Annotated in this window: 15 protein-coding genes; 4 read left to right on the forward strand and 11 right to left on the reverse strand. The window is 62.5% G+C overall.

Going from position 1 to position 12,942, the window contains the following annotated elements:
- The first annotated feature begins 100 nt into the window (after nt 1-100).
- Nucleotides 101-727 (forward strand): TetR/AcrR family transcriptional regulator, encoded by a 627-nt coding sequence (locus C8K36_RS23825; protein WP_107987507.1) that lies wholly within the window; start codon nt 101-103, stop codon nt 725-727.
- 63 nt (nt 728-790) lie between these two features.
- Here C8K36_RS23825 and C8K36_RS23830 read toward each other — a convergent pair whose 3' ends face one another.
- Genes C8K36_RS23830 through C8K36_RS23875 form a run of 10 tightly spaced genes read right to left on the reverse strand, consistent with a single transcriptional unit; the run spans nt 791 to nt 9,429 of the window.
- Nucleotides 791-1,561, reverse strand: a complete 771-nt coding sequence (locus C8K36_RS23830) for an SDR family NAD(P)-dependent oxidoreductase (RefSeq protein ID WP_146176537.1) — start codon at nt 1,559-1,561, stop codon at nt 791-793.
- Entirely contained in the window at nt 1,561-2,346 is a 786-nt protein-coding gene (locus tag C8K36_RS23835; protein WP_107987516.1) for an SDR family NAD(P)-dependent oxidoreductase, read from the reverse strand. The genes C8K36_RS23830 and C8K36_RS23835 overlap by 1 nt, the downstream gene beginning before the upstream one ends.
- On the reverse strand, nt 2,333-3,091 hold the full coding sequence (locus C8K36_RS23840) for an enoyl-CoA hydratase family protein (RefSeq protein WP_069855885.1): 759 nt from the start codon (nt 3,089-3,091) through the stop codon (nt 2,333-2,335). The genes C8K36_RS23835 and C8K36_RS23840 overlap by 14 nt, the downstream gene beginning before the upstream one ends.
- Nucleotides 3,088-3,525: a TIGR03618 family F420-dependent PPOX class oxidoreductase gene (locus C8K36_RS23845; protein WP_107987509.1), complete on the reverse strand. Its 438-nt coding sequence runs from the start codon at nt 3,523-3,525 to the stop codon at nt 3,088-3,090. Before C8K36_RS23845 ends, C8K36_RS23840 begins: the two co-directional genes overlap by 4 nt.
- Nucleotides 3,522-4,280: an SDR family oxidoreductase gene (locus C8K36_RS23850; protein WP_069855887.1), complete on the reverse strand. Its 759-nt coding sequence runs from the start codon at nt 4,278-4,280 to the stop codon at nt 3,522-3,524. Before C8K36_RS23850 ends, C8K36_RS23845 begins: the two co-directional genes overlap by 4 nt.
- The gene (locus C8K36_RS23855) at nt 4,280-5,350 is read right to left on the reverse strand and encodes an NAD(P)H-dependent flavin oxidoreductase (protein WP_107987510.1); all 1,071 of its coding nucleotides are present in this window, start codon (nt 5,348-5,350) and stop codon (nt 4,280-4,282) included. The genes C8K36_RS23850 and C8K36_RS23855 overlap by 1 nt, the downstream gene beginning before the upstream one ends.
- Nucleotides 5,347-5,973: a transferase hexapeptide repeat family protein gene (locus tag C8K36_RS23860; RefSeq protein ID WP_107987511.1), complete on the reverse strand. Its 627-nt coding sequence runs from the start codon at nt 5,971-5,973 to the stop codon at nt 5,347-5,349. The genes C8K36_RS23855 and C8K36_RS23860 overlap by 4 nt, the downstream gene beginning before the upstream one ends.
- A gap of 47 nt (nt 5,974-6,020) precedes the next feature.
- On the reverse strand, nt 6,021-7,202 hold the full coding sequence (locus tag C8K36_RS23865; protein WP_069855916.1) for an ABC transporter substrate-binding protein: 1,182 nt from the start codon (nt 7,200-7,202) through the stop codon (nt 6,021-6,023).
- Nucleotides 7,203-7,213: 11 nt separating this feature from the next.
- Nucleotides 7,214-8,266, reverse strand: coding sequence for an amidohydrolase family protein (locus C8K36_RS23870; protein ID WP_107987512.1), 1,053 nt, complete (start codon nt 8,264-8,266; stop codon nt 7,214-7,216).
- On the reverse strand, nt 8,263-9,429 hold the full coding sequence (locus C8K36_RS23875) for an acyl-CoA dehydrogenase family protein (RefSeq protein WP_069855891.1): 1,167 nt from the start codon (nt 9,427-9,429) through the stop codon (nt 8,263-8,265). Before C8K36_RS23875 ends, C8K36_RS23870 begins: the two co-directional genes overlap by 4 nt.
- Nucleotides 9,430-9,550: 121 nt before the next feature.
- Here C8K36_RS23875 and C8K36_RS23880 point away from each other — a divergent pair, with 121 nt between their 5' ends.
- Complete coding sequence (locus C8K36_RS23880) at nt 9,551-10,243, forward strand: TetR/AcrR family transcriptional regulator (protein ID WP_107987513.1); 693 nt, start codon at nt 9,551-9,553, stop codon at nt 10,241-10,243.
- Nucleotides 10,244-10,291: 48 nt separating this feature from the next.
- On the opposite strand, the gene C8K36_RS23885 is transcribed toward C8K36_RS23880, so the two are convergent.
- Nucleotides 10,292-11,065, reverse strand: coding sequence for an SDR family NAD(P)-dependent oxidoreductase (locus tag C8K36_RS23885; RefSeq protein ID WP_069855917.1), 774 nt, complete (start codon nt 11,063-11,065; stop codon nt 10,292-10,294).
- 454 nt (nt 11,066-11,519) lie between these two features.
- Between C8K36_RS23885 and C8K36_RS23890 the strand changes: the two genes are divergently transcribed.
- Together C8K36_RS23890 and C8K36_RS23895 are read left to right on the forward strand one after the other, a co-directional pair.
- On the forward strand, nt 11,520-12,377 hold the full coding sequence (locus C8K36_RS23890) for a branched-chain amino acid ABC transporter permease (protein ID WP_107987514.1): 858 nt from the start codon (nt 11,520-11,522) through the stop codon (nt 12,375-12,377).
- Nucleotides 12,378-12,379: 2 nt separating this feature from the next.
- The coding region (locus tag C8K36_RS23895; protein WP_146176538.1) for a branched-chain amino acid ABC transporter permease at nt 12,380-12,942 on the forward strand (563 nt) is incomplete at its 3' end.

Raw genomic sequence — 12,942 nt, forward strand, 5'->3', positions numbered from 1 at the left:
AATCATCCGTCAACAGCACTATAGAGTCATCTCTATACAGATGTTCAACACGGGCCCAGGTGCTCTTCGGACCGTCTTAGTACACGTATACACTGCACTCATGAAATCGGACCGCGAACCCGTCAGCCCCCTCGTCGTTCAGAGAATCCTGTCGCCGGCACAGGCAGCGGCACGCACGGCCCTCATCGACGCCGCAATCGAACTGGCCACCGAAGGCGGATACAACGCCGTCGACATGCGGGAGGTCGCCAAGCGCGCCGGCATGTCCGTCGCGAAGGCTTACCAGCAGGTCGGGACCAAGGATCAGCTCCTTCTGTCCGCGTTGATGGAACTTGGCGAACGCTCTGGCGAGACCGTCCATCAGCGACTTTCAGCGGGTGATACTCCCGCCGACCGAGTCGCCTCGACCTTCGCACGGATCATGAAGCACGTCGCTCACAAGCCCCTGCTCTACCGCGCCGTCTATCGTGCCTACGTGGCCAGCTCCCCCGCGCTCGGCGAACTCGTCGGATCGGCAGGGTTCGGCCCGGAGCGCACCGGGTGGATCGGCGAGGCGATGCGGGCCGGCGACCTTCACGGCCACTCAGAGGAGGACATGAACTCTGCTGCCCGCATCCTGAGTTGCCTGTTCCAGGGAGCGATGGTCACGGTCGCTGCGGGCCGCGATGTCGACGACGTAACCTCGCTTCTGGCCGACGCCGCCCATCGACTTCTCCCCAACCCGTAGTCGGCTGGTCGATGATTGGGTGGGAGCGGGCACCGTGGAGTCGAGGCCCCCGCTCCCACCCGATCATGCGAACATTCCGCCGTCCATGAAGAGTGAGCGCCCGGTCATCAGCGCCGAATCATCGCTCGCGAGGAATACTGCGGCACCGACAAGCTCTTTCGGTTCCGCAATTCTCCCACGGAGCGTCTCGGACGCCATCTTCTCGACAAATCTCTCCCGCGCATTCTCGTCGCGAGGAAGAATCATGTCGGTCCCTACTGGCCCCGGCACCAGAGAATTGACCCGAACACCTTGCCGCGTCCATTCCATGGCCATGGTTGTCGTCCAATTCTCCAGCGCAGCCTTTACTGCACAATAGGCACCGATTCCAGCAATAGGGTGATGCGCACCGAGAGCTGAGATGTTGATGATCGATCCGCGTCCGCTGCGCTTCAGGTAGGGAAAGGCGCAAGCCGACAGGAACACCGGAGCCTTCAGATTGACATCGATGATGCTGTCGAGTTCCTCCTCCCGGACCTTGATCGTTTCGTGCGGCTTGAGCACTGCCGCATTATTGACCAGCACGTCGATCCCGCCGAAATCAGCGACGGCACGTTCGACAAGTTCGGTTCTGCCCGCTTCGGTCCCGACATCGACGGGAACAGCGATCGCTACCCCGCCGGAAGCTGCGATGTCCGCGACGACTTCGGCACAGGACCCTGCTGATCTCGCACTGACGACCACCCGTGCACCGGCAGCGGCCAGTCCGATACACAGCGCCTTCCCGATTCCGCGACTACCACCGGTTACGATCGCCACTCGATTGTCGAGGCTGCGCGCACCGGAGCCTGTCATCACGCTTCCCTCGGCTTGCCGGCGGTGACACCGCCGTCGACCACATAGTCGGCGCCCGTGCAGAACGACGAGTTCTCGGAGGCGAGGAACAGGCAGACGGCGGCGATCTCGTCCGCCGCCGCCATCCGGCCGAGCGGGTATCCGCCATACACTGCGTCGTAATCGGCGTCAGTCCACCCCTTGCGCTGCGTCATCTCCGTTCGGGTGGGCCCCGGAGCAACGGTATTGACACGAATCCCCAAGGGCCCCAGCTCGATAGCTGCAGTCTTGGTCATGCCGCGGACGCCGAACTTGGATGCGGTGTAGGCCGGCATCCCGTAACGGCCTTCGATGCCCTGCGCCGACGAGAAGTTCACGATCGATCCACCGCCGCGCCGACTCATCGAGTCGATCACCGCTCTCATTCCGAGGAACGGACCAACCAGATTCGTGTCGAGGACTTTCCGGAACGTCGCTTCGTCACAGTCGACGATCGGCTTGACACGCATGATGCCCGCGTTGTTCACCAGAACATCAACGCCGCCGAACGTCTCCTCCGCGACCGCGACCGCCGCTGCCCAATCCTGCTCTGATGTGACGTCGAGCGAGACGTAGCGGGCACTGCCAGGCCAGGCGGCGTTGATCTTGTCGCTGACCTCGGCACCCACATCGTCGCGTTTGTCGGCAATGAGAACTCGTGCACCATTCTCGACGAACAGCCGAGCGGTGGCGGCGCCGATTCCACGCGCACCCCCGGTGACGATCGCGACCTTGTCCTCGAGTAGACGGCCCTCATCGAGTGACAATGCGATCACCCTTCACGAAGGCGTCACGGGCCTGCGGTCCATCACCGTGCAGGTTGAGCTCATACGTGTGGCCTTGTTCCAGGCGGTAGTTCTTCTCGAGTTCGTAGATGTCGATCTCGTTGAGCGCCACCTTGGCGGCGCGGACCACGCGCTGCTGCTTGCGCGCAATCTGGCGGGCGGTCTCGAGGGCGGTCTCGAGCAGATCCTCGGGCTCGGTGAGCTTGTACACCGTCCCCCACTCGTGCAGTTGCTGAGCCGAGATCGGCTCGCACGTGAACACCATCTGACGCAGCTTCATCGGCGGCACCAGCTTCGCCAGGTGGGAGGCACATCCGAGTGCACCGTTGTCCACCTCGGGCAACGCGAATCGGGCCTTGGTCGAGGCGATCACGATGTCGCAGCTGCCGACGATCCCGACGCCGAGGCCCATGGCGAAGCCGTTCACGGCTGCGATCACCGGGACGGGCGTCCGATAGATCTGATCGAATGCTGCGAAGCACGCGGCGCCCGAGCCGAGCAGGAACTCGAATCCTTCGGTCGACTGCATTTCCTTGATGTCGATGCCGGCGTTGAACCCCTTGCCCTCCGCCGTGAGGACGACGGCGCGGATTTCGGGATTGGTGCTCAGATCGGCAAAGATGTCACGCAGACTCCACGTGTCACCGACCGTGATGGCATTGACAGGAGGGTTGCTCATCGTGACAACGGCGATTCCATCGGTGCCGATTTCGAGTTCGACGCTCATGCCTGGTTCTCCTTGATAGTTGTTCTCGGGTCGCGCAGTGGCGACATGTAGTAGCGGGCGAGTTCCGGTTCGATGACGAAAGCAAGACGCTCTGACCATCTCCGGCGCGGAAAGCCGGTGCCGAGGTACTTCATCGACATCTGGTCCATTACTGCGAGGTCATCGTCGGGCCGCACTTCGACGACCCTGCCCCGGATCGAGACCTGCTCGTACGGATTGTCGAAGGCATTGACAGCCAGTGCAACTCGAGGATCTCGCCTCATGTTCACTGCCTTGATCGACTTACCGTCGGTCGCGATCAGGATGTTGGCTCCTTCGCGTAGAATCCACACCGAGTCGACTTTCGGTGAGCCGTCGGCCATCAGCGTCGAGAGTTGCGCGTAGTTCACGTCGTCGAGAATTCGCTGCGCATCGGGATCGAATCGAGCTGTCATGGGTGTTGTCCTCCAACTGAGATTACTTCGCCGGCCATGTATGTGGAGTAGTCGCTCGCGAGAAAGACGATCACGTCGGCGATCTCCTCGGGGCGGGCCGCACGACCTTGGGGTTGGCGTTCGGCCCACATGGCGAGCACGTCCGGATCGCTCACCTTGGACAGGAACGCGTGCATCGCCAGAGTGGGCGCCACGGCGTTGACCCTCACGCCGAACGGAGCGGCTTCGACACCGGCACAACGCGTGAGCGCCATCACTCCGGCCTTCGCTGCGGCGTAATGCGCCTGCCCGGCTTCGGCACGCCATCCGGTCACCGACGCCACGTTGACGATTGCGCCACGACCGCGGGGAATCATCCGCTGCATCGCCGCCCGAGTGCCCTGGAACGCGGAACCGAGGGTGACGTCCTGGACTCGCTGCCACTGGTCGTTCGTCATGTCGACCACCGCCGCGGAACCACCGAGGCCGGCATTGTTGATCAGCACGTCGACTGGACCGACCTCTGATTCGACGGTGTCGAGGAGAGTGTCGAAGGCGCCGTCCGCGGTGACATCGCACGGGACGCCCAGTACGCCCATCTCCTCCGATCTCCGGCGCAATCGTGCCTCGTGGATGTCGCTGATGACGACGCTGGCGCCCTCGAGGCGGCAACGTTCTGCTGTTGCGGAGCCGATGCCTGTCCCGGCTGCAGCCGTCACCACGACGACTTTGCCCTCCAGAAGGCCTTTGCCTGGGCGGATCTCGTCTGTCTGCATCACTGCACTCCGATCGGAGCGAACTGCGCGGCCGCATCGTCGGCCTCGCGCATGATTCTCTCGAGAAGCTCTGCGCACGAGGGAATGTCAGAGATCAATCCGACGACCTGGCCTGAGCTCATCACGCCGACGTCGGTTCGGCCGTCCACCATCGCAGCACGACAGAGCATGGGCGCGTTAGCGGCCATCACCAGTTGCCGCAGGCTGTAGCTGTGCTCCTTGCGGAGCACCATTCCCTGCTTCACCATCCCCGCCCACGACCTGCCGGCGAGCCGACGGAACTTCGCCGCATTCTCTGCTGCCGACACCAGCCCCCTAACGTGTCCGCTCGACAGCAACTGGTCGATGAACTCAGTTCGGATGACCCGGTGAGGGTGACCGTCGATCTGGTCGGTGACGACGGTGTCGTTGACCCCGTAGTTCAGGTACTCCCGCTTCATGCTCTCAGGAACAGGTGACTCCTTCGTCAGCATGAAGCGGGTCCCCATCGCGACGCCGCACGCGCCGTAGGCGAGCGCGGAAACGAGTCCACGTCCGTCGAAGTAGCCGCCCGCCGCGACCACCGGAATGTCGACCGAGTCGACAACCTGCGGCAACAGCAGCGAGGTCGGCACCGGGCCGGTGTGGCCACCTCCCTCACCGCCCTGGACGATGACGGCGTCCGCGCCCCACCCGGCGACCTTTTCGGCGTGCCGGCGTGCACCGACCGACGGAATGCAGATCACTCCTGCTTCCTTCAGCGTCTCCATGATCTGGCGGCTCGGTGCCAGGGCGAACGAGGCCACTTTGACCCCGCCGTCGATCATCAGTCTCGCCCGGTCCTCGAGATCGGGAGCATCAGAGCGGATGTTGACTCCGAACGGCCTGTCCGTGCTGTCTTTCACCGACTGGATTGCCGCTTCCAACTCGCTTAGGTTCATCATTGCGGCGGCGACGACGCCAAGTCCGCCAGCCTCCGAAACCGCTCCGGCGAGTGCGGCATTCGATACGTATCCCATCCCGGTCGATACGATCGGGAAGTCGATCCCGACCAACTCGCACAGGCGTTGCCCCATTGACGTGCCACTCATCCACGGACCTCCGATCTGGTGCTCTTGAATTCGTGCAGCGGTGAGGAGACGTCCCGCCCGGTCTGCACTCTGTGCCGGTCCACTTCGACGGCGGTCAGTGGTTCGGCGGGTCGCAGGCTTGCCAAACTCCTCACTGCCAGGTTCTGGTAAACCCGAAGTCCGTTCGCCTTCCAGGCGAGGGTCTGATCGTCGAGGGTTCGCACTACCTTCGCCGGATTGCCGGCGACGAGGGATCTCGGCGGAATCACAGTTCCTGCGGGAACGAAGCTGTTGGCGCCGACCAGTGACTCTTCACCGACGACCGCGTCGTCCATGACGACCGCGTTCATCCCGATCATCACTTTCGTTTCTACGGTGCATCCGTGGAGGACGGCGGCATGTCCGATGTGACTTTCCGGCGCTAGCGTCAGATCTCGCCCAGGGAAGGAATGCAGAACACAGCAGTCCTGGACGTTGGAGCCGGCTCCGACGATGATGCGACCGAGATCGCCGCGCAGCGAGGCCAACGGACCGATGTAGCATCCTGACTCCACGATGACATCACCGATGAGGACGGCGTCGGGGTGCACGTACGCGTTCGGTTCGACGACGGGTACGACTCCGTCGATTTCGTAGCAGGGCAATCGGATTCCTTACTGTGAAGAGCGAGTCGACCATCTACCGGATCGGCTCAGTTTTGCTGGGGCCCACCGAACTGTCCGTTGACGCGGACGGAAGGCGGGACGAAGGCGAGTTGATCAACGGGAATGTCGAAGGAATGAGAGGACGGCGAGAACGAGTAGTGCGGGATGATGGCGGTGCTCGCCTTCGCCGTCACCTGCGGGTCTTCGAGGGACGCGGCGATCTTGCTCGGATCGGTTGATCCGGCTGCGTCCGCGGCGGCCTGTACCAGCGGGAGCGCGTCATAGTTGTAGGCCACGCCGAGCGTCGACTCGATCGAGCCCAACGCTGCCATCGCCTCCACAGCGGCGTTGGTGACTGTTGCTGACGGGTCGAAGCGAGCGCTCGCGGCGACCTGCATCGTGAGATTCTTGACCGAGGGTGTCCCGACCAGGCCTTCCGGCGGCAGAGATGAGACCAGTTCGGTCGCGGCCACGGAAACATCGCCGATCAGCGGCACGTTCCAACCTAGCTTGGTCAGATCTCTGAGGATGAAGCCCAGAGGTGATCCATAGGCATCGATCACGAGTACGTCAGGGCGTCCGGACTGTAGTCGGACGAGCTGCGAGGTCATGTCCAGCGCCGCACCGTCGTACTGCTCGTTGCCGGTGATCGCGACGCCGGCATTCGCGGCGGCCGTGGCTAGCGAGGTTCCGAACAGTTCACCGGTGGCCGAACTACCGTGGATGACGCCGATCGATCGATAGCCCGTGTCCTTGGCGTGCGCGACGATTCCGGCCGCGAAGCTGGAAATACTGGGTGCGAGGTCGAAGTTCAGTGGAAAGGTTTCGGGGTTCCCGGAATCCGCGGTGGGTGCGATATTGAAGGACAGGACGCTTTTCTGATCGAGGATGGGAAGTACCGCGGCCGAGACCGTCGACGGCCCCGAGCTGAGGTACAGGTCTGGCTTCCCCGAGGATGTGAGCGCCTGACGTAGTTTGGTGACTGCGGTACTCGGTTCGCCCGCATCATCGACCACGGTCAACTCGACTTGTCGACCACCGATACCGCCCGCGTTGTTGATCTGCTCCACGCCAGCTCTCGCGGCAAGCACCGACGTCGCGGCGTTGTTAGCCAATGGCCCCACCGAACTCAACCCAGCGCTGATCATCACACGATAGACATCGTCTGTTTCTGCTTCCGAGCTGCTACATGCGGGCGTGATCGCGACGGCCAGCACTGTCAGCGCCATCAGGGTCTTCTTCACCAATCGCTCCTCTCAGGGACGTACGCGGTATCAGATCCGGCGGTAACCGGCCCGGTCAGTCGTTCGAAGTTGCCGCTCGCGACGAGCGCTCGCTCCGAGTCGGTCAGCGGCAGAGTTCGAAGAACCGATACCGCGTCGGCAGCCCTTCGGTGCGGCTCCTGCGCCGATCGGTGATCCGGCACGATGTCGCAGAAAGGAAAGTTGCTGCCGTAGAGAACACGATCTATACCGATTCGACGAAGGTGTTCGACCATCTCCATCGGTGAGACCGCACCTGATGCAACGTCGTTGAACCTCAACGACACATCGGTATATACACCTTCGAAGCGGGTGGCGAGGTCGAGCACCTCAGCATCGCCGGCCTCTCCGAGGGTCGAGCTGTGGCCCATGTGCGCGAAAATCACTGTCAAATCGGGGAACTCGCGCAAAGCGGCCTCGAAGTATCGTGGACGCCCTGGTGATGTCTCGCGACTCCCGCTCTCGGAAAGTAACGGGACCTGGTGCCGTGCACACCAGTCGTAGACGGGCCACAGCCGCTCGTCCGCACCGGTGATCTGTAGGTCGAACGGCACGATCTTGACCCCACGCGCACCTGCGGCGCGAGTGCGGTCGAGTTCGGCGATCAGCTCCGATTCGCGCATCAGAACCGGATCGACACCACAGAAGAACGACAGGCCGGCCGCCTGCGCACAGGTAGCGGCCGCCCACGTGTTGTTGTCGCTGATCCGATCGCAAACTCTGTGACGCAACTCGACCATCGCCCGACCGCGCGCACTGGCTCGGTCCGGCAGAACCCGGAGGCCGTCTCTCCAATAGCGACCGGACCACGTAAACATGAGTATGTTCGCGTGTACGACACCAAGATCCGACATCATCGCAAGCAGATCGGAAGTTGTTCCATGCGTAGGTGGTTCAGCTTCAAACCCGTTCATCGGCGTCCGGGAGAGAAAGTACTCCCACAGCTCCTGGCCGTGATCGGTCGACCGTTGAACGTGGGTATGGCAGTCGATCACTTGCAAGCTGGGATCGCCGTGCAACTCGACAGTCACGCCGTCCTGCGCATTCTCGGTAACTGCAAGCCGTCAGTGGCCACGATATCGCGCATCACCTCGTTGACGCCCCCACCGAATGTGTTGACAATGCCCTGACGAAGAATGTGCTCGACCTCGCCGGAAATCGCTGCTCCGGGGGAACCTCGACGAACGCGTCCTGCAGCTCCGAGGACCGAGATGAGGATGCGCTGCACCTCGAGATGAGTCTCGGTACCGAATACCTTGGCAGCACTGGCCTGCGCCGCTGTGAGTTCGTCATCTGCCACCGCGCAGGCCATCTTCCAGTTGATAAGGTGCATCGCCTCGAGTTTCGCCTGCGCGAGTGCGAGATCTCTTTGTACCCACTCCTGGTCGATGACACCGTTGTCGCGCGCCCAGTCGACGACCTGCTCCCACAGCGCGATCATGCGCCCCCCCACTGCGGCGAGACCGATTCGCTCGTGGTTCAGCTGGGTGGTGATCAGGGACCAGCCACCGTCAACCTCGCCGACGAGGTTTCCACTGGGAACGTGAACGTCGTGGTAGTAGGTCGCGGTGGTGACATTGCCCGCCATCAACGGTATCGGGGTCCACGAGAATCCCGGATCACTCGTGGGAACCATCAGGATGGAGATGCCGCGATGCCTGACCGCTTCAGGATTCGTACGACACGCCAGCCAGACATAGTCGGCCGTGTTCGCACCGGTCGTGAACACCTTGTTGCCGTTGACAACCCATCCACCATCGCGGCGCACCGCCCTCGTCTTCAGTGCAGCAAGATCGGTCCCGGCGTCCGGTTCGGTGTAGCCGATCGAGAACACGATGTCACCAGCAAGGATGCCAGGCAGGAATCGCCTCTTCTGCTCCTCGGTTCCCCGGGCCATCAACGTTGGGCCGACAGTATTGATCGTCACGAACGGGAACGGAATCCCCGCGCGCTGGAGCTCGTCGAAGAACACGTACTGATCCTCGATCGATCTACCCTGACCCCCGTACTCCGTGGGCCAGCCAAGTCCGAGCCAGCCGTCATCTCCCATCTGCTTGACAATGGTGCGGAATCGGTCGCCACCGACCGCTTGCTCGTTGACGAGGACGCGTTCTTCTGGCGTCAGCAACCCGTCGAAGTACGCGCGCAACTCCTTGCGGAGTGCGCCATGCGCTGTCGATTCACGGAGTTTCATTGGGCCTCACCATCAGCTCTCTGATCGCCCTACAGGGGTGATCGGAACTCTAGCCACGAATCACACTCCTGTCTATAGACATCTCTATTCACGAGTACGAGACAGCTCTAGAGTGGTACCCATGAGAACCTCGAAGCTCGTTGTACGCAGGCAGCTGACTCCAGCTCAAGCGGCAACTCGGGATCAATTGATCCAGGTTGCAATCGAACTCGCGTCCGAAGGGGGATACCAAGGCGTCTCCGTTCGACTCATCGCAGACAAGCTCGGAATGTCACCGGCAACGGTCTACCAGCACGCCGGCTCGAAGAACCAACTACTACTGGACGTCCTCTCCGAGCTGAGCCGCCGGGTCAGCCGGAGCATCGAGAAGCGGGGGGTATTGCCCCAATCGCCGGCGGATCGCCTTCTGACGGTGTTCACATCGATACTCCGCCAGGTGTCCGAGAACCCCCCGCTCTACCGGGCACTGTTCGTCGCATACTTGAGCGCTTCACCCGACGTGGACGGTGACATCTCCGAACTGATCGGCTTCGGACCCGAGCGCACGCCGTGGATCGGCGCTGCACTGCGGGCAGGGTCACCCGATGCCTACGATCTGGAACGACAGGAATCGACCGCGCGCTTGATGTCAACGATGTTCCTCGGAGCGATCATCGGTGTGACCGTAGGCCGGAACGTGAACGAGTCGATAGACCTGCTCGACGATGCCGCACATCGCCTCCTCGGCAACGCCTGCGACCAGGGGAAGGACCATGGCAGCGCGGAAGATGGAGCCGGCCCACGATGGGATTCCGCACCCATCGTCGATCCGTGACCCATGACACCTATCGGCTCGTTCACGATTCAACACCCGGCGCTCTTGTTAGGACGCAAGCCTGGGAAAGTTCGAGGTCTCCCAGCCACCGTCGACCATGAGCGCAGTGCCTGTGATGTAGCTAGCGTCGGCGCTGGCCATGAACAGGCACGCTGCTGCGATCTCGTCGGGAGTTGCGGCGCGAGCCATCGGGATACGCTCCAGGTACGCCTCTCGCATGGGTATGTTCGAGTTCAGGGATGCCGACATCGGAGTATCCACAAGCCCGGGAAGGACCGCGTTCACGCGAATCCCGAACTGGGCAAGCTCCAAAGCTGCATTCTTGCTGAACATTTCGACACCGGCCTTCGCTGTCGAGTATGCGCTACCTCCGAAGGACGGCATTCGACCATTGAACGACCCGACGTTGACGATCGCGCCCGGTTTCCCTGTCTCACGCATGTGTCGACCACTGTGCTTGGTGCAGAAGAACACTCCCTTCTGAACGAGATCGACGGTGAAGTCCCAGTCGGTCTCATCCAGGTCGAGTACCAGTGCACCCCTGGCCGCACCCGCAACGTTGAAGTCCAACCGCAGCGGGCCGTATCGCTCCACTGCTGCCTCAACGGCCCGTGCCACATCGGACTCCACCGTGACGTCCGCGAGAACTCCCGTGAAGGAGTCACCCAAGGCCTCCTCCATGTGCCGAAGTCCACCCTCCGCCACATCCAATCCGGCAACGGAGGCCCCCTCCGCCACCAGCCTGGTGGCAATGGCGGCACCGATTCCAGATGCAGCACCCGTCACTACAGCGCACATTCCCTCGAAGCGCTTCACGCGCATGATGGTTCCTTCCTTGTTGTGATTTGCCCTCACCAGTCGGCAGGTACATTTCCGACGCCCCATGCCCATGGCAAGCTCCAAGCGAACGGCTCGGCAGTACGGGCAGGCGGTTGACTCGCTGTGCCACACAATGTTCCAGCACAGGATTTGATTGACGTGATCCGCATTACAACATAGGGTCTGCTTGTTCGGCCATCGGTTCAGCCGCAGCAAGCTGTCGAACCGCACACGTGGCGACACCTCATCGAAGATGATCCCACGCCATTCGCGCATCCGAGCAGGCATGGCGTCCCACTACCTGTCCATGGAACCGCGCACAGCGCCTTCCATCGGAATCTGTTGTCCGAGGAGTCATTTTGGCAGATCGATTGACCATATCGATTCACATGCGCATCAGTCCGTCATCGCATGCCGAGTTTCCAATGCGGTACTCCTGCCCTGAGGAGGTCCCGGGATGACCATTCTGTGGTCGGGGCTCGCCCTCGGCGCTGTGTACGTGCTCGTTGCCATCGGGTACAACATCGTGTTCGTCTCGTCGAACACCTTCAACTTCGCGCAGGCGCAGTTGATGATGGTCGGCACGTTCGTCGCTTACACGGGTCTGGTGACCCTGAAGCTTCCCGTGCTGGTGGTGGCCGTCATGGCCACCGTGACAGTGATGATCCTCGCGGCTGTCGAGGAGATGGTCGCGATCAGACCGGTCGCCGATCACCAGAACCAATTGGTCACGACATTGGGTGCGGCGACGCTACTCAACGGTGCGACGCAGTTGATCTGGGGCAGTGAGCCGCTCACGGTGCCGTTCTTCGGGTCCAACGATCCGATCACGCTGCTCGGTGGCCGCACGTATCCGGTCGAGATCGCGCTGCTGGTGCTGTCGATCGTCCTCGTGATCGGACTGGGTCAGCTGAGCAAGCGGACTATGACGGGTCTGGCGCTGATGGGTGTCTCGGAGGACCGCGAGGCCGCGATGCTCCGCGGTGTGAACGTGCGTCGGATCGCGATGGGCGCGTTCGCGTTCTCCGGTGCGCTCGCCGGTGTCCTCGGACTGTTCGTGGGCCCCAAGACGTTCGCGGTCGCGACGCTCGGTGCCGCGCTGGCACTGAAGGGCTTCGTGGCGCTGGCGATCGGTGGCTTCGGTTCGCTACCGGGCGCACTGATCGGCGGCCTGACGGTCGGCCTGGTCGAGTCGTTCACCGCGCTGTGGTTCGGTAGCCAGTACAGCAACATCGCGGTGTTCACGGTGTTGATCGTCATCCTGATGGTCAAGCCCGCCGGATTGTTCGGCACGGTGAAAGAACGGGTGGTGTAGCCATGCAGATCTGGCGGACTCTCCGCGCGATCCCCAGCTGGATCTTCGCGCTCGTCTTCGGTGCCGTGGTCTTCCTCGCGCCGATGCTCGGAATGGACGCGACCAATACGCGTCAGCTCCAGCTCGCGTGCATCCTGGCACTGGTCGTCAGCGGCCTGAACCTCAGCCTCGGCTATGCAGGTGAACTCGCACTCGGCCAGGCCGCGATGTACGCGGCCGGCGCCTACACGGCCGGTCTGATGTCGCAGGCCGGGCACACCGAGATCCTGCTGCAACTGGTGGCCGCGGGTGCTGTCGCACTCGTGGTCGGCATCGTCACCGGCATTCCCGGTCTGCGACTGGGCAGCTGGTCGCTGGCGATGACGTCGTTCTTCCTGATCCTCTTGGTGCCCGACATCCTGGCGATCTTCGGTGGCAAGACCGGTGGCCGTAACGGCCTGTCCGGCATGGAGCCTCCGACGCTGTTCGGCCAGGACATCGACAAGGACTTCTACTACGTCGTCGTCGGTGTGACGATCCTGTGGTTCGTGGTGATGCGCAACCTGGTGGTCTCGCGTCACGGCAT

This window comes from Rhodococcus sp. OK519 (assembly GCF_003051005.1).
In the GTDB taxonomy this organism is placed as follows: Bacteria; Actinomycetota; Actinomycetes; order Mycobacteriales; family Mycobacteriaceae; genus Prescottella.